Below are 24,184 nucleotides of genomic sequence, written 5' to 3' on the forward strand. Positions count from 1 at the left end.
ATGAATTTCCAACAATTAAGAATTATTCGAGAAACTGTTCGTCAAAACTTTAATTTAACTGAAGCTTCTGCAGCACTGTATACCTCACAATCGGGTGTGAGTAAGCATATTAAAGACCTGGAAGATGAACTTGGTGTACAGTTGTTCATCCGTAAAGGTAAGCGTCTACTCGGTCTGACTGAACCAGGTCAGGCACTGCTCGGAATTGTGGAACGCATGCTGGTCGATGCTGACAATATCAAACGTCTGGCAGATGACTTTAACAAGGTTGATGAAGGGACATTGACCATTGCGACAACGCATACCCAGGCACGTTATGTATTACCGCCGATCGTAAATCAATTCAAAAAAGAATTTCCAAAAGTTCATCTGATTCTGCAACAGGCCAGTCCGGTTGAAATTACCGAAATGCTGCTACAAGGTGAAGCAGACATCGGGATTGCGACTGAAGCCTTAACGACTGAAGATAACCTGGCCAGTGTGCCGTACTATAACTGGCAACACAGCATTATCACGCCTCAAAACCACCCATTAACCAAGAAAGATAATATACGTATTGAAGATCTGGCGAATTATCCGATCATCACTTATCACGGTGGTTTTACAGGCCGTTCTAAAATCGATACCGCTTTTGAAGAAGCAGGTTTTGATGTGGATATCGTAATGTCCGCCCTAGATGCCGACGTAATCAAAACTTATGTAGAGCTGAATATGGGTGTCGGTATTGTCAATGATGTGGCATACGACCCAGAACGTGATTATCGCTTAAAACAGATTAAAACTGATATTTTTGGTGTAAATACAACATGGATTGCTGTACGTAAAGGCCATTTATTACGTGGTTATGGCTACGAATTTATCTCGCTTTGCTCTCCAGATGCAGACATTCGAGCACTAAAAAAAGTAGCTTATCCGGATGACTAATTTAAAAAATTTAAATAGATGAAATGAGGCTTTTTAGCCTCATTTTTATGCTTGTTTCAACTAAGTATGTTTGAAATACAGGTATAATTGAGCTTCAGAAGAATATTTAAAAATTAAGAACCTTCTGGACTTTTAGCTTGATTTATTGAAGTAAGATTAAATACATAAATTAATTTAATAATTGATAGATATAAAAAAACGAGCCGAAGCTCGTTTTTCTTGAATCTAGTCATTAGAAACGGAAGCTTACACCCAGTTTAGCTACTGGAAGCCATTCGTATTTATCATCATTACGTACTTCATTAATGTGCTCTTCTACTAGAGCAACATCAGTTGGAGTTCCACCATAATAATTTACATTGGTAACGGTTGGATTACCGGCATAATACGCTCCTAATTCTCCAAACAAGCCCCAACGATTAGTAATTGCTGGAGAGAAACCGATACCTACATAAGGGGCAATTTTATTACTGTAATCTAGATCATAACCTAATCGCTCTAGACCTGTATCTTCACCATTTACTTCAATAGTACCGCCATCATTACGTGCTAATAAACCATATTGTTGATCAAGATACCCTACCCCAAATGCCATATAGAACCAGTTAGCCCAAGGACGAATTTCTGCATTTAAATAAGTCAAATTATTGTCCATGTCTACATCATAGTTCACATCGTCTACTTCAACATCGTCTGACCAAGAGATATCACCGCCGTTATAACCTAAGGTTACACCTACATATGGGTTAGCGCTCCAAGAGATTGCACCACCGTAACCAGTAGTACCGACTTCAGCACGAACAGCAGCAGGTTTGAAGAAAGAGAATTCAGCAACGCCTTCATCGGTTACAATGACTTCATCAGCTGCCATGACAGAAGTGGTTGCTGCAGCAAGTACAGACAGCGCAAAATATTTAGCAAAAGTTTTCATCTATGTCTCCTCAAAAAAATTATTTTTAACGTTTTTACTCTTCGTTATGCCTGCATATTAATTCACAATATGATCACTCTTTATTCAAGTTTTGCTGAGTTTATGTAAACTTTTGATACATTTGATGCCTTTTATATGATTTTCATGAGGTTTTTTGCACAGTTACCTTAATTGGATGCTTTTACTGGAAATTTTCTGTTTATTGATTAAATAATGAGCTATATAAAGATAATATTCATTAATCTTTTAATGAAACTTGACACATCCATTTTCTCCATAATTCAAACGAATTAATTTTGATATAAGTCGTGTTTTCCATCTAATCTTTGCTCAATATAGTGTAAAATCTTGGAAATTTTTTTTCTGGAAGGAAGATCATGTCTCAGCTTTCAACAATCATTGAACAAGCGTTTGAAGACCGTGCGAATTTCACAGCAGCGGATTGTCCCGCTGAAGTTCGTCAAGCAGTTGAGGAAGTAATTGCTGGCCTGGACAATGGCTCTTTACGTGTAGCTGAAAAAATCGATGGTGAATGGGTTGTTCATCAATGGATTAAGAAAGCTGTATTGTTGTCTTTCAAACTGAATGACAACAAACCAATGGAAGCATGTGATCTTCGCTTCTATGACAAAGTAGATACTAAGTTTGGTGACTGGACTGAAGAACAGTTCAAAGCTGCTGGTGTACGTGTAGTACCACCTGCTGTAGCACGTAAAGGTTCTTACCAGGCGAAAAATGTGGTATTGATGCCTTCTTATGTGAACATCGGTGCGTATGTTGATGAAGGTACGATGGTTGATACATGGGCAACTGTAGGTTCATGTGCGCAAATCGGTAAAAATGTTCACCTGTCAGGTGGTGTAGGGATTGGTGGTGTTCTTGAGCCACTTCAAGCAAACCCAACCATTATCGAAGACAACTGCTTTATCGGTGCACGTTCTGAAATCGTAGAAGGCGTAATCGTAGAAGAAGGTTCTGTGATTTCCATGGGCGTATTCATTGGTCAATCTACCAAGATTTATGACCGTGAAACTGGCGAAATCCACTACGGTCGTGTACCTGCTGGTTCAGTCGTTGTATCTGGCAGCCTTCCTTCTAAATGCGGTAAATACAGCCTGTACGCTGCTGTGATCGTGAAAAAAGTTGACGCGAAAACACGTGCGAAAACCAGCCTGAACGATCTGTTACGTGAAGACTAAGTCCTAACTTTTTAGGAACTTAATGTTCCTCAGAGCTTTACTCGCTCTTCGTCTCTACGGTCAGTAATGATCGTAGGGATTTTTATTTTTATACATTGTTCTTTCTTCCCTGGTTAATTTTGTTATGAGTACGCTTCGATCTTCTGCTATCCCTGTTTCTGATCCGTCTGCGGGTTTACGCATCACGGAGATCTTTTATTCATTACAAGGTGAAGCCAATACAGCAGGTCTGCCAACAGTCTTTATCCGTTTGACGGGTTGTCCACTGCGTTGTACCTATTGCGATACCACCTATTCTTTCGAAGGTGGTGAGCGTAAATCTTTAGAAGAAATCATTCAAACCACACTCGATTTTAAGACACCTTATATCTGCGTGACTGGTGGTGAACCACTGGCACAGCCGAATGCCTTACCGTTAATGCAGCGCCTGGTCGATGCAGGCTGTGAAGTTTCCTTGGAAACCAGCGGTGCGCTGGATGTGTCTAAGGTAGACCCTCGTGTATCAAAAGTATTAGACTTGAAAACGCCAACTTCGGGTGAAGTTGCACGAAATTTGCTTTCCAATCTCGACCATTTAACCCAGCACGATCAGATCAAGTTCGTAATCTGTAATCGTGAAGATTATGAATGGTCCAAACAGCAGGTTGAACAGTACCAGCTTAATGAAAAAGTCAGTACGGTCTGGTTCTCGCCTGCTTTTGAAGTTGAAAAAGGTACGGCGCGTATGCCACAGCTGGCACGTGATCTGGCCCAATGGATTTTAGAAGACCATCTCCCTGTTCGCTTCCAGCTACAGTTACATAAACTGTTATGGAATGACGAAACTGGTCGTTAATTACTTATTAAATATTTTGGAGATTTAGTTATGCGCCCTCGTGCCATTGTATTGTTATCTGGCGGATTAGACTCAACCACGTGTTTAGCCTGGGCGCAGGCACGCTACGAATGTATTGCCTTAAGTTTTATGTATGGCCAGCGTTCGACCACTGAACTTGATGCAGCAAGAGCTTTGACTGGTCGTGCAGGTGTAGAACATCGTGTCATCAATATTGACTTAGGCAACCTCGGTGGCTCTGCCCTGACTGATCACAGTATTGATGTTCCAGACCAACTTCAGGAAGGTATTCCTGTGACGTATGTCCCAGCACGCAATACAATTTTCTTGTCTTATGCACTGGCTGCAGCTGAAGTTTTTGGTGCAGAAGCAATTGTGATCGGAATTAATGCCGTCGATTATTCCGGTTACCCTGACTGTCGTCCTGAATTTATTGAAGCCTTTGCCAATATGGCACGCCTTGCGACCAAGGTCGGTGTAGAGGGTCAGGCGCTCAAATTTGAAACACCTCTGTTACATTTATCCAAAGCAAATATCATTCGCTTAGGTCTTGATCATGGCGTAGACTATAGCCAAACGGTATCTTGCTACCAGGCAGATGACCAAGGACGTGCTTGTGGTACATGTGACAGTTGCCGTCTGCGTAAACAAGGTTTTGCAGATGCAGGTGTTGAAGATCCGACACGTTATATACCGTAATAACAAGGTAAAGTTTATGAAAAATTTTAAGTCAAATGTTGTTCTTTCAGCTTTAGTTTCGGCCGCTGCGCTGTTTGCAACTACTGCTCAAGCAGATGACAGCAAACTGCAAAATGCTTACAAAAGTACCAATATTAAAGCTGCTCTGATCAATGTTTGTAAAGAAGAAACTGGCAAAGGCAAACAGCTGACCAGTTCTGAAGTGAGCAAATATTGTACTTGTGCTGTTGAAGCAGATGGTAAATTAACCAATGCACAGAAATGGGAAATTCAAAGCACGATTAACCAGAAGAAAAGTCCAGCAACTTTAGCTTTTGTACAAAAGCAAAATAAAGATTTGCAAGCATGTTTTGGCCCACAGTTAACTGGTAAGTTAAAAACCTTAACTGAACAGGCCCAAAAAGCTGCTGCTGCCAAAAAATAATTTCTGATTATTCTTTGCATAAATAAGCCACTATAATGTGGCTTATTTTTTTGTGAAAATTACAACAACAATGGAGTTTTTTATGTCTGAGATCGGCTTGCTTGACCATGTTTTCCCTACTACGACTGGTGAAATCAACTTGGCTCTATTAGATGCAGCGTGGTTAATCATCTATTTTTATCCAAAAGACTCCACCCCAGGCTGTACTACACAAGCTGTTGGTTTTTCCTGTCTAAAAGACCAGTTTGATGCACTAAATACAACAATTCTGGGGATATCACGCGATTCAGTTAAAGCTCACCAAAACTTTACGGAAAAGCAGAACCTGAGCATCAACCTGATCAGTGATAAAGAGGAAGTACTCTGCAATCACTTTGACGTGATTAAAGAAAAGAACATGTATGGTAAAAAAGTTATGGGCATTGAGCGCTCTACTTTCATTTTCCACAATGGCAAACTGGTAAAGGAATACCGTAAAGTAAAAGCAGCGGGTCATGCTGAACAGGTTTTAGAAGATTTAAAAGCACTCCAAGCAACTTAAAATCTATTTGATACCAAAAAATGAGTCCCAATTAGACTCATTTTTTTATCATTCAGACAAAGATCAAGGATACTGCAATTCCCCACATTACCATCGCAATCAGTACATCAAGATATCAGTTCACAGCAACAAGCCATGAAAGGCTGTCAGGCTCAACTGATTGGTGCTATGCATTATAGAATGGTAGCGACACCTGCATTTTCTCAGCGATTGTTTAGTCAAGGCATTCATCGCAAGTCTCTGCATAAGGCCCCTGCGATTATTTATAAAGATCAGGATCACATGCATGGTAAAGCTTGACTGACTCATTATGGTCTTTCTCAACCAAGCTATCCTTCTTACTCTATTCCTTCTTCGACTGCTTTTGCAGAAGCAGTCTTTGCCGGACTGGGTTATGGTCTGGTGCCGGATTATCAAATTGCTTCGGTTTCAACAAAACGCTTTGCTAGAAATCCTTTCAGAATACAGAACAGATGTGAAACTGTATTGGCATCACTGGAAACAGCAGTCACCAGCTTTACAACAACTCACCCAAACTATTCTAGAACAGGCAGAGCAACATTTAAATTATCCCATTCCAATTTAGACTGCTCTGCCACGTTCAAATAAATGAACAGCTAAATTATGAGGCTTTCCACTGCCCGATCAGATGAATATTGACCTTTTCACCTACACCAGCTGTGGCTTTTTTCATACCGAAATCTGAACGGTTAATCACTGTTTTCGAATTCACATCAAGTAAATTCGGGTTGGTTTTATTTGGTATTAGCGTGGTATCAAAAACCACTGGACGCGTCACACCCCGTAAAGTCAAATTACCCAATACCTGATAGCGGTTCGTTCCATTTGGTTTAAACTGGGTACTTTTAAAATTCACAGTTTTATAACGTGAAGCATCAAACAGATCTTCACCCATAATCATATTTTTTAGACTTGGCTTGGACAGCTGTAGACTATCTACCTGCATGGTAAATTCAGTTGAAGCCTGTTGTGGTTTTTGAGGATCAAACTGCATCGAGGCTTGGAATTGCTGAAAACTTCCCTTTACGACAGTCAAACCCAATGAATTAATACTAAAACCCACGCTACTTTTAGGCGTCAAGCTCCAGCTGGCAGAGGCTGCTGATATACTTACTACTGAAAGGCATCCTGCATAGGCTATATTTTTTAGGATAAGATTCATTGTGTTGCTCCCTAACAATCAAATGAACTCCTCACCTTAAAACAGTTTTAGCTCAGATTCGTTTTATCATTCGTTTTAAACTTGTGTGCCAATTGTTGATAAGTCTCAGTATTTTTAAACTTATGTAAAAACTCGCTGGTTCCTAAAGGAAATGCTGATTCCATAATGTCACCACGATAATAGGCTTCCCGTAATGGTGTTGCTGAAATGGCACCGACTAGACTGTCTAGTTCCACCATTTCCCATTCTGGGAACAGTCTTAAATAATAAGAGGACTCATCTTTAAAATGTCCAATCAGACCAACTTTAGCATTTAGCTCTGCCACTCCTGCAACCAGTAATTTTACCAGTTTTTGCCATTTTTCATCATTATAGACATCAATGACATGTACGAATTTAATACGCTTCTGATCTGCTTCGGAAAAATTCGACAAGATCATTTCTTCACGTTCAGAGGCCAGAAATGGGTTTTTAATATTACGTTCCTGCTGCGCTGATCCTAAAGCCAGAATCACCTGCTGGCTTTGCTGCAAAGCAATTTTAATGGTTTGCATATGTGCCAGATGAAAAGGCTGGAAGCGACCAATAAAAACCAGATAATCAAATTTATATTTCATAGCACATCTTACTTTTATGAACGCATCAGTTATGTCGTAGGCAAATTTTTACGACATAATAAGCGCCAATAAATTCATATTAATAAAGCAAGGATAGTACGATGACACTGAGCTGTATTCAACAACCACATCAGCATTTAAATGCGAATTTAGACAATGGCATACTGACCTTAGCCATTCACCGTCCTGAAGCGAAAAATGCGCTCTATGGCGAGCTGTACTTATGGATTGCTCAGGCCCTGGATGAAGCGGATCAGGATAGTAGCGTGCGTGTAGTGATTTTGCGTGGTCAGGATGCGGACTTTAGTGCCGGCAATGACATGCAGGACTTTATGAAGTTCATCCAGACGCCTTTACAGGGTAAAGCCGGTAATACACCGCCATTTGTCCTGCTGAAGTCTGCTGCAAAATTCTCCAAGCCGTTGATCGCTGCAGTGCGTGGTGTTGCCATTGGCATCGGGGTAACGATTCTGCTGCACGCCGATCTGGTGTATAGCGACAATACTGCCCTGTTCCAGATTCCATTTGTCAGTCTTGGTCTGTCTCCTGAAGGTGCATCAAGCAAACTGCTGGTACAACAGGCTGGCTATCACAAAGCTGCTGAACTGCTCCTGACAGCTCAAAGATTTAATAGTGAAAAAGCCTTAACTGCGGGTTTGATCAATAGCATCGAAGAAGATGTGTATACAGCTGCACAAAAACAGGCTCAAACTCTTGCCGCTTTGCCATTGGCGTCTATTAAGCAGACCAAAGCACTAATGAAGCATAATCTGGCTGAAATTATTGAATGTATTGATGATGAGGCAGAAATCTTTATGAAGCGTGTAGGCTCACCTGAAATGATGGAAGCAGTTCAGGCCTTTATGCAAAAACGGAAACCTGATTTCACACAATTCAACTAATTCTGAAACTTATCTTTTAATTGAGGCAGTTTAGACTGCCTCAATCTTTTATATTTTTGAAAGAACCCAGCTTATGACAAATGAAAACTCCCAAACGACTTCTCAAACAACTGATAGTTCAAATCCTGACAAGAAGCGTTATTACGAGCCGGCACCACAGGATATTGATGTAGAGAATTTCCGTAAGGTCATTGAAAGCCGCCGTTAAGTGCGTAAATTTACCAAAAAACCAATCCCTGCTGAGGTACTGGATGCCTGTCTGGATCTGGCACTACTGGCACCAAATTCATCAAATCTGCAGCCATGGACATTTTATGTTGTGCAGAACCCATCCAAGAAAAAGCATCTGGTGAAAGCCTGCATGAGCCAACTGGCCGCTAAAACGGCTTCTGAACTGATTGTTTGTATTGCACGTATTGACCGCATTGATGAAATGGCGAAACTGAATATTAGTGAGTTTCCATTTCCTGAGGCGCCTCCAGCAATCAAAAAGTACTATAAGTACATTCCCTATAACTACAAGACAGGTTATCTGAATGCCTTTGGTAACTTTAAGAAAGTCGCTTTCAAAGTAGCCCGTACTCTGGATAAGCAAATGCCGGTTTCTGCTTTCAGCCCCGCTGATGCAAAACTATGGGCGACTAAAACCACTGCGCTGGCTTGTGAAAATCTGGTTTTAGCTTTACGCGCTTATGGTTTTGATAGCTGTATGATGGAAGGATTCGATGAGCCGATGGTTCGTGAAATTCTGGACTTAAATAACGAGCAGTATCCGGTCATGGTGATTGGTGCAGGTGAACGTGCTAAAGATGGGGTATTCTTCCCACAGTACCGTTTTGATCGTGAGTTGTTTATTCAGAAGATTTAAGTACGTTTATTGAATGAATATCACGGCCTCGACTGTTTTCTTAAATTAACTGATATACGCGTAGGCATTTTCGTTACTTTGACAGGCCAAAGTAACCAAAGCCATTGCCAGACAGAAGGTTCATCCTTGATTGAACCTCTGTCTGGCAGGTGACATCCATGTCACCTCAATGTAAATTCACTACTATTTTGAAAAGAAATAATATTTGATACGCGGATGGCGAAAAGGAAGAAATCTATTTAGAGCAAATACAAGTCGATGCTAAATCATTTTTTAAGAATAGTTCGCTCTTAATTTCCGATAATCAATCCAGTTACAATGAAATCCAACCGGTACCCGAACTGGTAAATGAATCGTTGCAATGGGTCCTTCTGTAATATGCTGGGCATCTAGAATGACAACTTTCGAGGGGCTACAATCTAAAGCATGGATATAAGACATTAGCCAGCCATCCTTTTCTGCCTGAGCATCTTCCCGTGCAACAAAGACTGCCTCACCAGTGACCCAGTTTGCTCCAAAGGAGTAACTTTCTGTGGTTCTGTTTCTTAAATTAAAACACATCACCGTATTGCTGCTGACATGGGAGGGATCATCAAATTCACCAAAAGAAATACTATAGATATAACGATACTGTCGCCCAATAAATGCTTCATTTATCCGTGGAAATTCCTGCTTGATATTTGATAATACGGTTCGTGTCACTTTTCCCGTTCCTTGTTCAAAAAATAAAGCGCTCTAGTCGTATATCCTGATCTTCGATCGGTCTCTGAATCGAGCGGATCAATGCTTTGGAGTGCACTACCGCATCCATCACTATATCGCCAGTATTCAGATCATAGGCATTCACAGTGTGAAAAATAAAACAGGGATCAATCTCATACCAGCGCATGTCGGTGACTTTGCCACCAAAAGGTAATACACCTATACGTGCCTGTCGTTTTGGATTCCATTGATAAGGCAGCATTGAACCTTTCAAAGCACTGCGAACCGAGAAATTCACATTCAGATCCAGAATCAGCACCTGAGATTTGGTAATGGCACAATCATGAATCATCGGTCCATGTTTCACTGGAATCTCGACCTGGTGTTTCAATTTACCGTGCGAATCTATATGCAGATAAAAAACTTTATTTTGGCTCAAGGCATCATAGCAAACTGCATGAATATCCCCTGTTTCAGGATCAACATGCGGATGAGCTGTGAATGGTAAATCCTGTTCATTTTCAAAAAGATGATTTCGCTCAGATTCCAGCTTACTATTGACTTCAACTGGATAAGCACCCGCTTCAACTAAAGCCCAGATTTTTCCAGCAAAGTTAATGACATTGGTATTCACGGCATCAGCAACACCTCGCGTTTTGCCTGGAATCAGTGGTCGGTGAAGTTTCTTCTGCACGCTGGCAGCTCCGACATAACTGCTTTTATACCAGTGTGCCTTACCGCCTTTCAGTCTCAAGGCATGAATCATGCCATCGCCAGTGAACCAATGATAATTTCTGGGATTTTTAACCAGAATTGGATTTGGGCCAATCCGCATTAGTGCACCATCGAGTTCTGCCGGAATCTGTCCTTCTACCATGAGTTGAGTAGAGAAATGTTCCTGCCGTTGCGGGGCAAATATACCATCCAGATAAGGATTATCATTGGAATAGGGAATACGACTATGCAGAATTTCTGCACTGTATTGAATGGATTTACTAAGCGTATTTTTGAGCATTCTGCTCAGCGGTTTTGGCCACTGCATTGTTATTTTCCTTATTGTATTTTTTATCTGGAGTGCTATGGCAAATTTTATAATAACAAAAGCAGTTTGACTGTTTTTTAAATGTAGACTGACGGCGCGCCAGGATGAACACGCCGCAGTGAATATAATATGAATAATACTTTGAGTTTAGACTTTGATATCCAGCAGCTGGATAAACTCAAAAGCCGGCTCTTCATAAGGATGGCTTTCTTTTAAGGCTTTAGCGACCTCGACTGCCTTTTCATCTGGCACCAGAATTTCTACCCGCCATTCTTCTACCTGCTCCAGTTTACCGACTTCACCAATATGAGGATCTGCACCTTCTTGCGGCTTAAACTGTCCAGTTCCCAAAACCTGCCAGGCGCAGTTCGTATACTCACCAATGCCACCCGCTCCTGCTGCAAAGACTGCATTTTTAGTGTCTTCCAGATTTTCGTCCAGTACGTAATAAATCAGCTTTAACATATATTCCTTCCTGAAATTCAAATATTTATTGTATTTTTAAGGGCTTGGGTAATTATCTTCAATGCAGGATTTTGAGAGTTCTTGTTAAATGTTGCATACAAGCCTAGTTTTGGGAGCACCTGATCCGTCTGGATGATTTTCACATGATCATTCAAAAATCTCAGTAAATACTCAGGAGCAAAACTAAAACCCATCCCCATATTGGTCAGATTAATGTGTTGCACCACATTGGTCACCCACAGTAGCTGTTCATGTTCGAGTTGATCAATACCAAGCAGCTGATCCAGCTTTTCATAAAACACGGGTGAAGCATTCTGCTCACACATAATTATATTGTGATTTTTCAGTTCCTGTAATTTCAGGATTCGATCTGTAGGATGCAAATGCTGAGCTGCCAGCAAGTAAATCTGTTCGGTCAATAAATGAATATTGTCAAAATCTGGAGGATCCAGATGAAAACGGGTAATACATAAATCCAGTTCAGCATTTTTTATGCCGCTGAATTTGCTCCATACAGGTCAGGCTATGCAAGTTAATTTTTAAGTCAGGCATGGTTTTTTTAAGCTGCGCCAGAATCTGAGGCATCACCTTGATTTCTGCAACATTCAGAAAGCCAATATGAATCTGATTATTTTTCTGTTGTGCGACCTGGCGTGCTGCTGCTACTGCCAGCTTGGCATTTTCCAGTGCCTTTTCCGCATAGATCTGAAAAGCGCGCCCTTCATCGGTAAGTTTGACTTTTCTGGATGAACGATCAAACAGGTTCACCCCAACTTCCTGTTCCAGATCCTTAATTTGCTGGCTTAATGACGGTTGAGCGGTAAACAGCTTTTCGGCAGCCTTGGTAAAACTTTGTTGCTGCGCCACAGTCATAAAATAGCGTAAATGTCGAAGTTCCATAAGCTGCCCGGTTTCTGATCAGGTCAGCATCTTAAGATTATGACCCGCGCATTGCAAATAAGAATAGGTCGATAGTTTATATGAATATCGGTATATGAACAGATCCTGTTTTACTAGACTGCATGACCATATAGATGGCTTGTTCTTCACGCATATACATGGAGTCTTGTATGACACAGCATTATGACACTGATGTTTTGATCATTGGTACCGGTCCTGCAGGTTCAACATTGGGTTTGGCTTTGGCCAATTATGGTATCAAGGTACAACTGTTTACCCAGTTTAGCTGGCTGGCCAATAGTCCACGCGCACATATTACTAACCAACGTGCCATGGAGGTATTACGTGATTTAGGAGTTGAAGAACAGGTCAAAGAAATTGCTACACCTTGGGATCAAATGGGTGAAAGTCTGATTACCACCAGCCTGGTTGGCGAAGAAATTGCCCGCATGAGTGCTTGGGGTACCGGTGATGAACGTCATGGTGACTATATCAAAGGCAGTCCATGCCCACTGGTTGATCTGATTCAACCAAAAATGGAAGCTTTATTGGTGAAGAATGCGGGTGAACGAGGCGCCGTTTATAACTTTAATACTGAATATCTCTCTCATGTACAGGATGAACATGGCGTCACAGCAATTTTCCTGAACCGTATTACCAATACTGAATTTAGCTTAAGAGCGAAATATCTGGTCGGTATGGATGGTGCCAAGTCACGCGTACTGGAACAACTTGGTTTGCCATTGGAAGGTGTCATGGCCCGTGCCGGTACAGTATATGTGACCTTTAAGGCTGATTTGACTAAATATGTGCAGCACCGCCCTGCCATCCTGCAATGGATTGTCAATCCGGAAGCGAGCTTTGGTGATCTTGGTATGGGTTTACTGCGTGCCATTACACCATGGAAAGAATGGATTATGGGCTGGGGCTTTGACATTTCCAAAGGTGAGCCGCAAGTCACTGAAGAACAGGTTCGGGCACGTCTCAATACATTTGTTGGTGCTGAAGTAGAAGATGTCGAAATTCAAAAACTGTCTTACTGGTATGTGAACCAGACCTGGGCAACCGAATATTCCAAAGGCCGTGTGTTCTGTGGCGGAGATGCAGTGCATCGTCATCCACCATCCAGTGGTTTAGGTTCAAATACCTGTTGCAGGATGCCTTTAACCTGGGCTGGAAACTGGCTTATGCAGTCAAGGGCTGGGCTGCGCCTTCCCTGCTGGATTCCTATACAATTGAACGTGCACCTGTGGGCAAACAGATCGTGTCGCGTGCGAACCAGTCACGTTTTGACTATAAATACCTGAAAGAAGTCTTTGGTTTTGATCAAGGCGTGGCTACACAAAAACAAATGCTGGAGCGTATCTTTGCTGAAGATGAGCAAGGTGCTGAAATCCGTCAAAAGCTGTTTAAAGCATTGGCAGTTAAAAACTATGAGTTTAATGCGCAAGGTGTAGAGTTAAATCAGCGCTATACCTCTAATGCAGTCATTAGTGAAGCTGAGCCTGAAAGATTTGAGCGTGATCAGCAGCTTTATCTGCAAGCAACAACATGTCCGGGAGCTAAAGTGCCACATACCTGGCTGGTTAATACCAATGATCAAAAGCAGTCCACTCTGGATATTACCGGTAAAGGTCGTTTTACCCTGCTGACTGGTTTATCGGGTAAAGGCTGGAAACAGGCGACCGAATCACTGAACTTACCTTATTTGGATGTAATTCAAATCGGTTCACGTGACTACCGCGATGTGTATGGCACCTGGAATGCCAAGTCTGAAATTCATGACTCTGGTGCAATTCTGGTTCGTCCGGATGGTTATGTGGCATGGCGTTATCAAGACAGTACCAATGATCAGTTTGATTTTTTGAATACACTGAAGGCGGTGTTGAAACAAATTCAATTAACTGTTTAGAGATAAAGAGCCATCTTCGGGTGGTTTTTCTTTATTAGTGGTACAAGAATCACAGTTGTCGATCATTAAGATCATACATCTTTTCCCTAATATCTCATTATTTTAAAAATACCCTACGGCATAGATGCCACTCGTCAACTCGTAGGACATAGATGCCCATCAGGCTAACAAAGGATTTTGGTTACTTTACGGAATATATTTCTCATTCTTCAAAGTAACCAAGACGCTTCATTAAAAGTAATACACACATAAAATCAAAAATGAAAAAAGCCACCTCTCGGTGGCTTTTATTAAATCTGATGATCAAGAACCCTGTAGCAAATAACTGCCTAGCAAAAATAGCACCTGTAAACCAACAACAAAACCAAATAACCACCAACCTTTCTGACGTAGTTCCGTTCTATCTATTATTCTGAGTGTTTTAGCCATGTCATCACCTCATACATGAGTGTTGATACTGAAATGATCTATATCATCTTTGCTTTAAAATGCATATTTATTGTGCATAAATTACACAATATCACCTCTATACCTATATAAAAGCAAAATCCAAACCAGTTCAGTGAGAGATTAAAAAATATTTGAAAATACTGAAAAAGCAAAAACCACCAAAAATGGTGGTTGAGTCGTTACATCTTACTGAATAAATGAAAATTTTTCCATAAGATATATTTAAGTTATTATTTAATATGACTATTAAATTTTATTTGTTAATATCCCATGTGGAAAATAAAAATACTGCCATTGTCCCAGCTAAATTGACTGCTAATTCAGCATGTCTTGGCGAAGGTTTAAAATTGGTTTTACCTTGTCCATGCGCATCTCCTACTTTATTTCTTAATGAGCCTAATCCTTCAACAATTGAACTACACCCTCCTAGAATTTGTTTAAAGGTCTGTTCTGTGTGTTGAGATGGTGCTAGATTTAATTCTTTGCTGACTAATCTATATAGTTGATTAATATCAGGTACATTTCCGTAGTCAACTTGATATTCATCAAGAATATATTTGCAGGTCGATTCTAAAAGTGTTCGAGCCAATGTAATAGCCCCTTCTGGATCAGTACTTCTTCGCTCCAAAGCTTTATGCCAAAGAGTATTGATATATTCTGAATCTATCTTTTTAACAATTATATTCACTACATCATCTGATGGCACAGATTCAGACATTTCAAGCTTTTCTAATAGAGGCTGAAATGATTTCCATAAAAAATCGCGACGTTCAGCATACGTCGAATATTCAAACTTAATAAATTGCCAAAATTGAGTAAGATTTCTACATGTCCTCAAAAACTTTGGTGCAAACTTTTGTATAGCTTGCTCGTCCAAGATTAATTTTCTTAAATTCTGATACTCTTCATTATTTTCATTACCATCTGTTGCTTCAGAAATTAAAAGATTTTGAAGAATTTCAACTTGTTCTATTAAATTAGTCATATTATTTAACTGTTAAAATTTTAATTCATTGTCTACTTTCCAATCATACTATTTGATTTCATTAATGGATAGTTACCACATAAAAAAGAGCGCCGAAGCGCCCTTTTTCTCATGGTCTATCAACCAATAAATTTACGAGCATTACGGAACATACGTAACCAAGCACCATCCTGATCCCAGTCTTCTGGTTTCCAAGAATGCTGGATTGCACGGAAGTTACGCTCAGGGTGTGGCATTAGGATCGTTGCACGACCATCTTTAGAGGTCACACCAGAGATACCTTCAGGCGAACCGTTCGGGTTCAGTGGATATTGCTCAGTTGCATTACCCTGGCTATCTACATAACGCATGATTACCTGGTTATTGGCATTCAACGCAGCAATGCTTTCAGCTGATGCAACCACACGACCTTCACCATGAGCCACAGCGATTGGCAGGATTGAGCCTTCCATACCTTCAAGCAATACAGAATGAGATTTCTCTACACGAACGTTTACGCTACGCGCTTCAAATACTTCTGACTTGTTGCGATGGAAACGAGGCCATGCATCCGCACCTGGAATCAATGGAGCCAATTGAGACAACATCTGACAACCGTTACAAATACCTAAAGAGAAGGTTTCCTGACGGTTGAAGAATTTCTCAAACTGGTCACGCAGTTGCTGGTTAAACAGTACTGATTTTGCCCAGCCGCCGCCTGCACCCAATACGTCACCATAAGAGAAGCCACCACACGTCACCAGACCTTCGAAATCATCAAGGCTGATACGACCTGCCAGCAGGTCGCTCATGTGTACGTCAACTGTACTAAAACCAACTTTGTCGAACGCAGCTGCCATTTCGACATGACCGTTGACACCTTGCTCACGCAGAATAGCCATGCTTGGACGACGTGAGTTAATGAACGGTGCTTCGATTTGCTCATTCAGGTCGAATGTCGGTTGAGCAATCAAACCTTTGTGCGCTTTGTCTGTAACTAATGCAAATTCCTGATCCGCAGTTTCTACGTTGTCACGTAAACGTTGGATTTGGTGAGAAACTTCAGTCCAAGCTACTTGCAAATCGCTACGTTCAAGTACAAGACCATTTACAGATAATTGGTCTGTATTGTTCACAGTACCAACTACGCTGATTGCATCTTTCAATGTAGATGCTGCAACTTCAGCTTGTAGCGCTTCCCAATCTGCTTTCGCGATTTGAAGCACTGCACCAATTTCTTCAGCAAATAGACCTGCAACCGATTGTTCTTCTAGTGCTACGCCTAGACGTGAAGCGAACATCATTTCCGCAACAGTTGCGATTAAGCCACCGTCACCGATGTCATGGTAAGCCTTGATCAGACCACGGTTGTTCCAGTCTTGAACTAGAGCAAAGAATGCTTTGAAGTCATCGAAGCTATCAACATCGGGAGTTACTGAACCGATTGCTTTGTAAACCTGAGCCAGGATCGAACCGCCAAGACGGAATTGACCTTTAGACAAGTCGATACGTACCAGTACAGACTCAAGGTTTTTAAGCTCAGGTGTTAATGTTTTACGAACATCAGTGACTGGTGCAAATGCAGTAATCACGCCTGACATTGGAGAAGTCACAGATTTGTCTTCGCCTTCGTCATCCCAAGTGGTACGCATTGAAAGCGAGTCTTTACCGACTGGAATTGCGATACCCAATGCTGGGCACATTTCCATACCAATCGCTTTAACGCCTTCAAATAGGGCTTGATCTTCACCCGGTTGACCCGCAGCAGCCATCCAGTTTGCAGACAATTTAATGTCGCTGATTTGATCAATCTTCGCAGACATGATATTCGAGATTGATTCAGCAACAGATAAACGCGCAGAAGCTGCTGGGTTTAACAATGCAACTGGTGGACGTTCGCCCATTGCCATTGCTTCACCTGTATAACCCACAAGGCTTGTTGTGGTGACTGCAGCATCCGCTACAGGCACTTGCCATGGACCCACCATCTGGTCACGTGCCACCATACCAGTGATCGAACGGTCACCAATGGTGATCAAGAATGATTTAGAGGCAACAGTTGGGTTCTTAATAACACGATAAATCGCATCTTTCAGATCAGTCACTTTAGACGCATCAAAGTCGTCGCCTTTGCGTTCAGCTGTTTCGTATGAGCGGCTCATACGTGGTGTACCGCCAAGCATCACCTGCATTGGCATATCCACAGGTTTGTTGCCGAATAACGGATCTTCAACAGTTAAATGACGCGCTTCAGTCGCTTCACCCAATACTGCAAACGGACAACGTTCACGTGCACAGATTGATTCAAATAATTCTAATGAAGACGGACGGATCGCAAGCACATAACGTTCTTGTGCTTCGTTTGACCAGATTTCCATTGGAGACATACCTGGCTCAAGCGATGGAATCTTACGCAGATCAAGTACCGCACCAAGCTCGTGATCGTTCACAAGTTCAGGCATTGCATTTGAAATACCACCCGCACCTACATCGTGTACTGAAACGATCGGGTTGTGATCTTCCATGCGCCAGCAAGTATCAATCACTTCCTGACAACGGCGTTCCATTTCCGGGTTTTCACGTTGTACCGAAGCAAAGTCCAGGTTTTCACCAAGTTTACCGCTGTCTACAGAAGACGCTGCACCACCGCCAAGACCAATCAGCATCGCAGGACCACCAAGAACAATCAGAAGATCACCTGGCTGGATTGCATCTTTTTCAACATGGTCTGAACGGATGTTACCATAACCACCGGCAATCATGATTGGCTTATGGAAACCTTTGACTTCGCCATTTACATTTTGTTCAAACGTACGGAAGTAACCATTTAAGGCAGGACGACCAAATTCATTGTTAAACGCGGCACCACCCAATGGACCTTCAATCATGATTTGAAGTGGCGATGCCATACGTGATGGTTTACCGTAATTTTCTTCCCAAGGCTGTTCAAAGCCAGGAATATTCAGGTTAGATACGGTGAAACCAGTTAAACCAGCTTTTGGCTTACCACCACGACCAGTCGCGCCTTCATCACGGATTTCCCCACCTGAACCTGTCGCTGCACCTGCAAATGGTGCAATCGCGGTTGGATGGTTGTGGGTTTCCACTTTCATCAGGATGTGAGCAGCCTGGCTCTTGTATTTATAAACGTGTTGACCGTTTTCTTCTTGTGTTGGGTAGAAACGCTGAGTATCAAAACCAACAATCACCGATGCGTTGTCTTTATATGCTGACAATACGTCTGTTGGTGATTCTTTATAGGTATTTTTGATCATCTGGAATAATGACAATGGCTGAACTTCACCGTCAATAGTCCATTCAGAACCAAAGATTTTATGACGGCAGTGTTCAGAGTTTGCCTGAGCAAACATCATCAGTTCGATGTCATTCGGGTTACGGCCCAGTTTAGTGAACGCTTCTGTCAGGTAATCAATTTCCTGATCAGACAGTGCAAAACCAAACTCGTTATTGGCTTTTACCAGTGCTTCTTTTCCTTGACCCAGAATATCAATCGAGTTCAAAGGTTTTGGCGCAGTTTCGATGAATAGTGCAGCCGCATCTTCAATTGCGTTAAATACGCTTTCAGTCATGCGGTCATGCAAGACCTGTAATGCTTCTGTAGAAAGTTCTTTTACACCCTTCAGCGTAAATAAAACACCGCGTTCAAGACGATGAACCGGTGTATTACAATTCTTGAAAATATCAGTCGCTTTCGAGGACCACGGCGAAATCGTGCCGACACGTGGTGTGACTAAAATCTGGATTTCATCACTTGCAGCCTGGTGCAGTTCAAATGATTGACCATCGTTGAGAAGCTGTAAAGCGGATTGCTGTTGTTGCTCGTTGAGCGCTTGGTCAAAAAGATAAACAAATTGACTTTCTAGTGATTGAACAGAACTAATTGACGACAAACGCGAAAGTAGTTGAGTTTTCTTAAAAGAAGAATGTGCAGGTGCACCGGCAACGATAAACATGCTGATTTTGGCTCCACGGGATGGTCTTGTGAACCATGCCACAATGTGACTTGAGAGAGCGCATATTCTACTGTGAAATACTGGAATCAGCTAGTGAGGAATTAATAAATCTGATCGCTAAACTGTCAGGATTTTTAAAATAATACTTTTATTTTCAGTTAAAAAAATTTAATGTAGTCGATTAGATTAACACATTTTCTTGCAGAAAAATCAAAACCGTTAAAGTTTTATTTTTAGTCGCAAAATTGTATTATTTTTCAACAACAAATTTATCTAGAATTAAACTTTCTTACTCGCTTCAGTGTGCCGAATACCTTAAAAAACTCCCTTTATTTGAAAATAAATATTTCTTTTCGTCTATTGAAGTATCTTAATATTAAAATCATCTTTTAAACACTCTTTACTCTTATCTCACTTTAAGACGGCAACTTATGTCGCAACTCCATATATTTTTAGCTCCATTTTTGGCATCATGCATTAAAGAATTGATTGAATAATGATAAATGACTCAAATGCGTTGGCTGGAATTACTCTCCACTGTCCGTATTGGCAGTAAAAAGCAAAGTTCTGAACTGGCGCGCAGCCCGTTCCATAAAGACTATGATCGTATTATTTTTTCGCAAAGTTTTCGCCAGCTAAATCGTAAAACTCAGGTCCACCCTCTGACTCAGCATGATGGCATTCATACCCGTTTAACCCATTCACTGGAAGTGTCCTGTATTGGGCGTTCCCTGGGTATGCTGGCTGCGGAAAAAATCAAGGATCAGTTACCTCCCTGGATTTCTCCTGCCGATGTCGGTGCCATCATTCAGGCTGCCTGTCTGGCACATGATATTGGTAATCCGCCTTTTGGCCATGCCGGTGAATACGCTATTCGTGAATGGTTTGATGATGCCTCTCATACTGATTTCCTGAAAAACTTAAGTCCGGAACAGGAAGCCGATGTTCGTCAGTTTGAGGGCAATGCTCAAGGTCTACGCCTGCTGACCAAGATTGACTATCATCCTAACGATGGCGGTATGCGTCTGACCTATGCCACTTTAGGTGCTTACTTGAAATATCCATGGCTCTCTCAGACCATCGATCCTACTGGCAATACGCCAGCCAGCCATCGTCCGAAATTTGGTTGTTATCAGTCTGAAAAAGAGATTTTAAAAGAAATTGCTGAACAGCTTGGACTGATTCAACTGGGTGAATATCGCTACTGTCGTCATCCCCTAACCTATCTGCTCGAAGCTGCCGATGATATTTGTTATGCCCTGATTGATCTGGAAGATGGCATCAGTCTGAATATGCTCAGCTATGCCGAAGTAGAACCAGTATTTTTAAATTTGTTAGGGGATTATGGACCACCTTCCGAGATCGGGATGCCGGATACAACCTGGCAGCAAAAAATTGCTGCCCTGCGTGGCCGGGTAATGAAACGTCTGGTAGCTGAAGTCACGACGGCATTTGCCCATCACCAGCAGGAAATTCTGATGGGCCAGCTAAAAGGCTCATTGCTAAGTTATTGCAGTTCAGACATTGAGATCGGGATTAACCGGGCCAAAGAACTGGCGAGAGACAAAATCTTTGAACATCCACAAAAAGCCGGTCTGGAAATTATTGCCCATCAGAGTCTGCAAACCATTCTGGATGCCTTTATTCCACTGACCACACCTCATAAAAATTTGAGCTTCAAGGAACAGCGCCTGATGGCGATTCTGAACCGTTCAGGTGTGCAGTTCCATGCAGATCATTATGACAATATCATGCAGGTACTGGATATTATTTCTAAGTTTTCGGATCATCAGGCCTACAACCTGGCTCAGGAACTGCATGGCAATAAAGCTGGATTAATTTAATGATTTACACGATTTGCTGATAATCTCGGCAAATCGCAACTTTTTAATTTACAGTATTTTGCCTTTGGCCCGAATGCTGACTAATATGCCCGTATTGAAATTGAGTATTTATAAAAAATGATTGGATGTCTGATTGGTGAAGTGCTGGCACTGGAAGCACCGACTGTTTTGTTGAATGTAAATGGTATCGGTTATGAAATTGATACGCCACTGACCACTTTTTGCCAGCTGCAAAAAGGCCAGAAAATTACCCTTTGGACGCATTTGGCCGTGCGTGAAGATGCCCAGTTACTTTATGGCTTTATCAATGCACAGGAAAAAACTATTTTCCGCACCTTATTAAAGGTTAACGGTGTTGGTCCCAAAATGGCGCTTGGTATTCTGTCTACCCTGAGTGTAGAAATGCTGATTCATACCGTTGAACATGAAGATGTGAATACGCTGGTGAAAGTGCCCGGCGTAGGCAAGAAAACCGCAGAACGTTTAATGATTGAATTACGTGACCGCTTTAAAGCCATGGCTTCAAGTACAGCACCAAGCAACTCTACCACTGAGCAAATCCAATTTACTGGCAATTCTGCAGTGGCAGAAGCGGAAGCTGCATTACAGTCATTGGGTTACAAACCTCTGGAAGCCCAAAAACTGGTTAATGCAGCCAAAGGTGATTTTACTGAAGCCAGTGATATTATCCGTGCGGCATTAAAGTCGATGAATAAATAATAGGAAAATGACTTAATGTTAAATAAGTTTGTTTATTCTCTTATTTATATAAATTACTCGCGACATGGATGTCGCCAGTTGAGTTGTCTTGCACTAGGTTTTAAAGCAGTGCTTAAAACCTGTTCAGGACGTACCCTCAACTCAACAAAAGATTTTTGTTACTTTTGATCTTTCAAAAGTAAAACAACGCCTACACAATGGCAGCTAAACACAAATCATTATTTGAGGCTGTTTCCGCAGCATCAAACAGCTTCAATAAAGAGATTAAGTTATTAGATATGCAAGACCGTCTCATCAGTGGTTCTGAAAAACCCGAAGATCAGTTTGATCGTGCGATTCGCCCAACCTCCCTCGATGACTACATTGGTCAGCCAGTAGTTCGTGAGCAAATGGAAATCTTTATAGGTGCAGCCCGTGGCCGTGAAGAAGCCCTTGATCATACCCTGATCTTTGGTCCTCCCGGTCTGGGCAAGACCACGCTGGCCAATATTATTGCACGTGAAATGGGTGGTAATCTCAAATCCACTTCTGGCCCAGTGCTTGAACGTGCAGGTGACTTGGCGGCCATGCTGACCAACTTAGAGGAAGGTGACGTTTTATTTATTGATGAAATTCATCGTCTTTCACCCGTCATTGAAGAAATTCTTTACCCAGCGATGGAAGATTACCAACTCGACATCATGATTGGTGAAGGTCCTGCGGCACGTTCGATTAAACTGGATTTACCGCCATTTACGTTGGTGGCTGCTACCACACGTGCAGGTTTGCTTACCTCTCCGCTGCGCGACCGTTTCGGGATTGTGCAGCGTCTAGAGTTCTATTCAGTTGAAGACTTAACCCATATTGTGAAACGTTCAGCGAGTTTGATGGATGTGCCTATGACCGACGAAGGTGCGCTTGAAGTTGCTCGCCGCTCTCGTGGTACACCACGTATTGCTAATCGTTTATTACGTCGTGTGCGTGACTATGCACAGGTCAAAGGCACAGGCGAAGTGACCCAAGACATGGCACAACGTGCGCTAGATATGCTGAAAGTCGATAAAGATGGTTTAGATACGCTTGACCGTCGTTACTTGTCTATGCTGCTTGAGCGTTTTGATGGTGGTCCTGCAGGTGTTGAAGCGTTGGCTGCTGCGATGGCGGAAGATTCAGGCACATTGGAAGATGTCATCGAGCCATATTTGATTCAGCAAGGTTATGTGATGCGGACTGCACGTGGTCGTATAGCAACTAATATGGCGTATTTGCAGTTTGGGATGACGCCGCCTGAGCCGAAGTAAAGGCAAGTAAAAAAGCAGCTTAGGCTGCTTTTTTATTTTGCTTTTAATAAAATAAATAATTTTAATTTAATCCCTAACTCAACCGTCCCAACAAAAATTTCATATAATTTTTTATTGGCAATTTTCACATTTTTAGTAGGTGCCGATATATTCAGTATTTCTTTTAAATCATTAAAATTAGATTCATTGCCTTTAAAGTTATCTCGATCTACAACTAAACCTATCATACCTAAAGTAAGTACATATACGAAATTAAAATCCTGATATGTTTCAACAATAATAGAAATCTCTGGGTCTTTAGTTAAAATCTCTAATTCTTTTAACGACTCTAAAAGTAAAAATGACTGTTGAGATAATTCTTGTCTATCAATATTTTTTAAAGCTAAAAATGAATGTCCAAAGTCTTCTTCTTTCCATTCATTACGGAGCTCAGATACGGCAATATTTACTTGTTTTTCGAGTATCTCAACTTTTCGTAAATGACCTAAAGCGGTTTTAACAAAATCCGTTTCTAAATTTTTATTATGCTGTTCTTTCCAGTCTTTTACGAATATCAAAGCTGCTATCGGTGTAAATAGTGTAGCTGCCACTACATACATATTTGATAGCGTCGATGCAACTGCATTTTCTTTTATAGCAATTTGATAGACTGATGCATAATATAAAAACAATATAAAAAGGCAAACGATTAAAAAGCCTATTAAAAGTTTTAGCGTTAGACTAAATTTATCATCTTTTCTTTGCGTCATTCTCACCCCATAAAAATTTAATTATTATTAAAAAAGCTATGATAAAAAATTACTTCTTA

General features: G+C 41.4%; 20 protein-coding genes and 4 pseudogenes. 14 read left to right on the forward strand and 10 right to left on the reverse strand.

Annotation, left to right across the window (positions count from 1 at the left end; genetic code table 11):
* Entirely contained in the window at positions 1-924 is a 924-nt protein-coding gene (locus tag C8322_RS07975) for a CysB family HTH-type transcriptional regulator (RefSeq protein ID WP_004815164.1), read from the forward strand.
* A gap of 232 nt (positions 925-1,156) precedes the next feature.
* On the opposite strand, the gene carO is transcribed toward C8322_RS07975, so the two are convergent.
* A complete protein-coding gene (gene carO, locus C8322_RS07980) occupies positions 1,157-1,855 on the reverse strand; it encodes an ornithine uptake porin CarO (protein ID WP_111810494.1) in 699 nt (232 codons plus the stop codon).
* Between the two features lie 377 nt (positions 1,856-2,232).
* On the opposite strand from carO, the gene dapD reads away from it, so the two are divergent.
* The 7 genes from dapD (at position 2,233) to C8322_RS08010 (ending at position 6,139) form a co-directional block, all read left to right on the forward strand.
* Positions 2,233-3,054 carry a 2,3,4,5-tetrahydropyridine-2,6-dicarboxylate N-succinyltransferase gene (dapD, locus tag C8322_RS07985; protein WP_004815162.1) on the forward strand — a complete coding sequence of 274 codons (822 nt, stop codon included), beginning with the start codon at positions 2,233-2,235 and terminating at the stop codon, positions 3,052-3,054.
* Between the two features lie 124 nt (positions 3,055-3,178).
* The gene (queE, locus tag C8322_RS07990; protein ID WP_071320369.1) at positions 3,179-3,889 is read left to right on the forward strand and encodes a 7-carboxy-7-deazaguanine synthase QueE; all 711 of its coding nucleotides are present in this window, start codon (positions 3,179-3,181) and stop codon (positions 3,887-3,889) included.
* A 30-nt stretch (positions 3,890-3,919) separates the two neighbouring features.
* Positions 3,920-4,588 carry a 7-cyano-7-deazaguanine synthase QueC gene (gene queC / locus C8322_RS07995; RefSeq protein WP_004815160.1) on the forward strand — a complete coding sequence of 223 codons (669 nt, stop codon included), beginning with the start codon at positions 3,920-3,922 and terminating at the stop codon, positions 4,586-4,588.
* A gap of 16 nt (positions 4,589-4,604) precedes the next feature.
* Positions 4,605-5,012: a hypothetical protein gene (locus tag C8322_RS08000; protein ID WP_076753857.1), complete on the forward strand. Its 408-nt coding sequence runs from the start codon at positions 4,605-4,607 to the stop codon at positions 5,010-5,012.
* An 82-nt stretch (positions 5,013-5,094) separates the two neighbouring features.
* Positions 5,095-5,553: a peroxiredoxin gene (locus tag C8322_RS08005; RefSeq protein ID WP_108675367.1), complete on the forward strand. Its 459-nt coding sequence runs from the start codon at positions 5,095-5,097 to the stop codon at positions 5,551-5,553.
* A 135-nt stretch (positions 5,554-5,688) separates the two neighbouring features.
* A complete protein-coding gene (locus C8322_RS14400; RefSeq protein ID WP_171334349.1) occupies positions 5,689-5,853 on the forward strand; it encodes a hypothetical protein in 165 nt (54 codons plus the stop codon).
* Positions 5,854-5,917: 64 nt separating this feature from the next.
* Positions 5,918-6,139, forward strand: a complete 222-nt coding sequence (locus C8322_RS08010) for a hypothetical protein (RefSeq protein WP_146747329.1) — start codon at positions 5,918-5,920, stop codon at positions 6,137-6,139.
* Positions 6,140-6,175: 36 nt separating this feature from the next.
* Here the strand turns inward: C8322_RS08010 and C8322_RS08015 are convergent, their stop codons facing one another.
* Together C8322_RS08015 and C8322_RS08020 are read right to left on the reverse strand one after the other, a co-directional pair.
* A complete protein-coding gene (locus C8322_RS08015) occupies positions 6,176-6,736 on the reverse strand; it encodes a YceI family protein (RefSeq protein WP_008303686.1) in 561 nt (186 codons plus the stop codon).
* 47 nt (positions 6,737-6,783) lie between these two features.
* A complete protein-coding gene (locus C8322_RS08020) occupies positions 6,784-7,353 on the reverse strand; it encodes a nicotinate-nicotinamide nucleotide adenylyltransferase (protein ID WP_005222785.1) in 570 nt (189 codons plus the stop codon).
* Positions 7,354-7,454: 101 nt separating this feature from the next.
* Between C8322_RS08020 and C8322_RS08025 the strand changes: the two genes are divergently transcribed.
* Both C8322_RS08025 and C8322_RS08030 read left to right on the forward strand, forming a co-directional pair.
* Complete coding sequence (locus C8322_RS08025) at positions 7,455-8,255, forward strand: enoyl-CoA hydratase (protein WP_108675369.1); 801 nt, start codon at positions 7,455-7,457, stop codon at positions 8,253-8,255.
* A 73-nt stretch (positions 8,256-8,328) separates the two neighbouring features.
* Positions 8,329-9,123 (forward strand): annotated as a pseudogene (locus C8322_RS08030) (nitroreductase family protein).
* A gap of 273 nt (positions 9,124-9,396) precedes the next feature.
* Here the strand turns inward: C8322_RS08030 and C8322_RS08035 are convergent.
* The 3 genes and pseudogenes from C8322_RS08035 to C8322_RS14715 form a co-directional block, all read right to left on the reverse strand.
* Positions 9,397-10,867 (reverse strand): annotated as a pseudogene (locus C8322_RS08035) (carotenoid oxygenase family protein).
* Between the two features lie 147 nt (positions 10,868-11,014).
* Positions 11,015-11,332: an NGG1p interacting factor NIF3 gene (locus C8322_RS08040; protein ID WP_108675371.1), complete on the reverse strand. Its 318-nt coding sequence runs from the start codon at positions 11,330-11,332 to the stop codon at positions 11,015-11,017.
* Positions 11,333-11,349: 17 nt separating this feature from the next.
* Positions 11,350-12,232 (reverse strand): annotated as a pseudogene (locus C8322_RS14715) (LysR substrate-binding domain-containing protein).
* 170 nt (positions 12,233-12,402) lie between these two features.
* On the opposite strand from C8322_RS14715, the pseudogene C8322_RS08050 reads away from it, so the two are divergent.
* Positions 12,403-14,144: pseudogene (locus C8322_RS08050) on the forward strand (FAD-dependent monooxygenase).
* 303 nt (positions 14,145-14,447) lie between these two features.
* Here C8322_RS08050 and C8322_RS14680 read toward each other — a convergent pair.
* The 3 genes from C8322_RS14680 to purL form a co-directional block, all read right to left on the reverse strand.
* Positions 14,448-14,573, reverse strand: coding sequence for a KGW motif small protein (locus C8322_RS14680; RefSeq protein ID WP_004815134.1), 126 nt, complete (start codon positions 14,571-14,573; stop codon positions 14,448-14,450).
* A 274-nt stretch (positions 14,574-14,847) separates the two neighbouring features.
* On the reverse strand, positions 14,848-15,579 hold the full coding sequence (locus C8322_RS08055; protein ID WP_071320362.1) for an abortive infection family protein: 732 nt from the start codon (positions 15,577-15,579) through the stop codon (positions 14,848-14,850).
* Between the two features lie 119 nt (positions 15,580-15,698).
* Entirely contained in the window at positions 15,699-19,532 is a 3,834-nt protein-coding gene (gene purL, locus C8322_RS08060; RefSeq protein WP_071320361.1) for a phosphoribosylformylglycinamidine synthase, read from the reverse strand.
* Between the two features lie 503 nt (positions 19,533-20,035).
* Between purL and C8322_RS08065 the strand changes: the two genes are divergently transcribed.
* The 3 genes from C8322_RS08065 (at position 20,036) to ruvB (ending at position 23,376) form a co-directional block, all read left to right on the forward strand.
* Positions 20,036-21,376 carry a deoxyguanosinetriphosphate triphosphohydrolase gene (locus C8322_RS08065; RefSeq protein ID WP_071320360.1) on the forward strand — a complete coding sequence of 447 codons (1,341 nt, stop codon included), beginning with the start codon at positions 20,036-20,038 and terminating at the stop codon, positions 21,374-21,376.
* 117 nt (positions 21,377-21,493) lie between these two features.
* On the forward strand, positions 21,494-22,096 hold the full coding sequence (gene ruvA, locus C8322_RS08070) for a Holliday junction branch migration protein RuvA (protein WP_008303701.1): 603 nt from the start codon (positions 21,494-21,496) through the stop codon (positions 22,094-22,096).
* Positions 22,097-22,374: 278 nt separating this feature from the next.
* Complete coding sequence (gene ruvB / locus C8322_RS08075) at positions 22,375-23,376, forward strand: Holliday junction branch migration DNA helicase RuvB (RefSeq protein WP_071320394.1); 1,002 nt, start codon at positions 22,375-22,377, stop codon at positions 23,374-23,376.
* 32 nt (positions 23,377-23,408) lie between these two features.
* On the opposite strand, the gene C8322_RS08080 is transcribed toward ruvB, so the two are convergent.
* Positions 23,409-24,125 carry a hypothetical protein gene (locus C8322_RS08080; protein ID WP_111810495.1) on the reverse strand — a complete coding sequence of 239 codons (717 nt, stop codon included), beginning with the start codon at positions 24,123-24,125 and terminating at the stop codon, positions 23,409-23,411.
* Positions 24,126-24,184: the final 59 nt, after the last annotated feature.

The sequence above is a fragment of the Acinetobacter sp. SM1B genome (assembly GCF_003289665.1).
Taxonomy (GTDB): Bacteria; Pseudomonadota; Gammaproteobacteria; order Pseudomonadales; family Moraxellaceae; genus Acinetobacter; species Acinetobacter schindleri.

Excerpts from the sequence above, each read along its gene's own strand:
- C8322_RS07975 (WP_004815164.1), top strand. The coding sequence starts at position 1 with ATGAATTTCCAACAATTAAGAATTATTCGAGAAACTGTTCGTCAAAAC.
- carO (WP_111810494.1), bottom strand. The coding sequence starts at position 1,855 with ATGAAAACTTTTGCTAAATATTTTGCGCTGTCTGTACTTGCTGCAGCA.
- dapD (WP_004815162.1), top strand. The coding sequence starts at position 2,233 with ATGTCTCAGCTTTCAACAATCATTGAACAAGCGTTTGAAGACCGTGCG.
- queE (WP_071320369.1), top strand. The coding sequence starts at position 3,179 with ATGAGTACGCTTCGATCTTCTGCTATCCCTGTTTCTGATCCGTCTGCG.
- queC (WP_004815160.1), top strand. The coding sequence starts at position 3,920 with ATGCGCCCTCGTGCCATTGTATTGTTATCTGGCGGATTAGACTCAACC.
- C8322_RS08000 (WP_076753857.1), top strand. The coding sequence starts at position 4,605 with ATGAAAAATTTTAAGTCAAATGTTGTTCTTTCAGCTTTAGTTTCGGCC.
- C8322_RS08005 (WP_108675367.1), top strand. The coding sequence starts at position 5,095 with ATGTCTGAGATCGGCTTGCTTGACCATGTTTTCCCTACTACGACTGGT.
- C8322_RS14400 (WP_171334349.1), top strand. The coding sequence starts at position 5,689 with ATGAAAGGCTGTCAGGCTCAACTGATTGGTGCTATGCATTATAGAATG.
- C8322_RS08015 (WP_008303686.1), bottom strand. The coding sequence starts at position 6,736 with ATGAATCTTATCCTAAAAAATATAGCCTATGCAGGATGCCTTTCAGTA.
- C8322_RS08020 (WP_005222785.1), bottom strand. The coding sequence starts at position 7,353 with ATGAAATATAAATTTGATTATCTGGTTTTTATTGGTCGCTTCCAGCCT.
- C8322_RS08025 (WP_108675369.1), top strand. The coding sequence starts at position 7,455 with ATGACACTGAGCTGTATTCAACAACCACATCAGCATTTAAATGCGAAT.
- C8322_RS08040 (WP_108675371.1), bottom strand. The coding sequence starts at position 11,332 with ATGTTAAAGCTGATTTATTACGTACTGGACGAAAATCTGGAAGACACT.
- C8322_RS14680 (WP_004815134.1), bottom strand. The coding sequence starts at position 14,573 with ATGGCTAAAACACTCAGAATAATAGATAGAACGGAACTACGTCAGAAA.
- C8322_RS08055 (WP_071320362.1), bottom strand. The coding sequence starts at position 15,579 with ATGACTAATTTAATAGAACAAGTTGAAATTCTTCAAAATCTTTTAATT.
- purL (WP_071320361.1), bottom strand. The coding sequence starts at position 19,532 with ATGTTTATCGTTGCCGGTGCACCTGCACATTCTTCTTTTAAGAAAACT.
- C8322_RS08065 (WP_071320360.1), top strand. The coding sequence starts at position 20,036 with ATGACTCAAATGCGTTGGCTGGAATTACTCTCCACTGTCCGTATTGGC.
- ruvA (WP_008303701.1), top strand. The coding sequence starts at position 21,494 with ATGATTGGATGTCTGATTGGTGAAGTGCTGGCACTGGAAGCACCGACT.
- ruvB (WP_071320394.1), top strand. The coding sequence starts at position 22,375 with ATGCAAGACCGTCTCATCAGTGGTTCTGAAAAACCCGAAGATCAGTTT.
- C8322_RS08080 (WP_111810495.1), bottom strand. The coding sequence starts at position 24,125 with ATGACGCAAAGAAAAGATGATAAATTTAGTCTAACGCTAAAACTTTTA.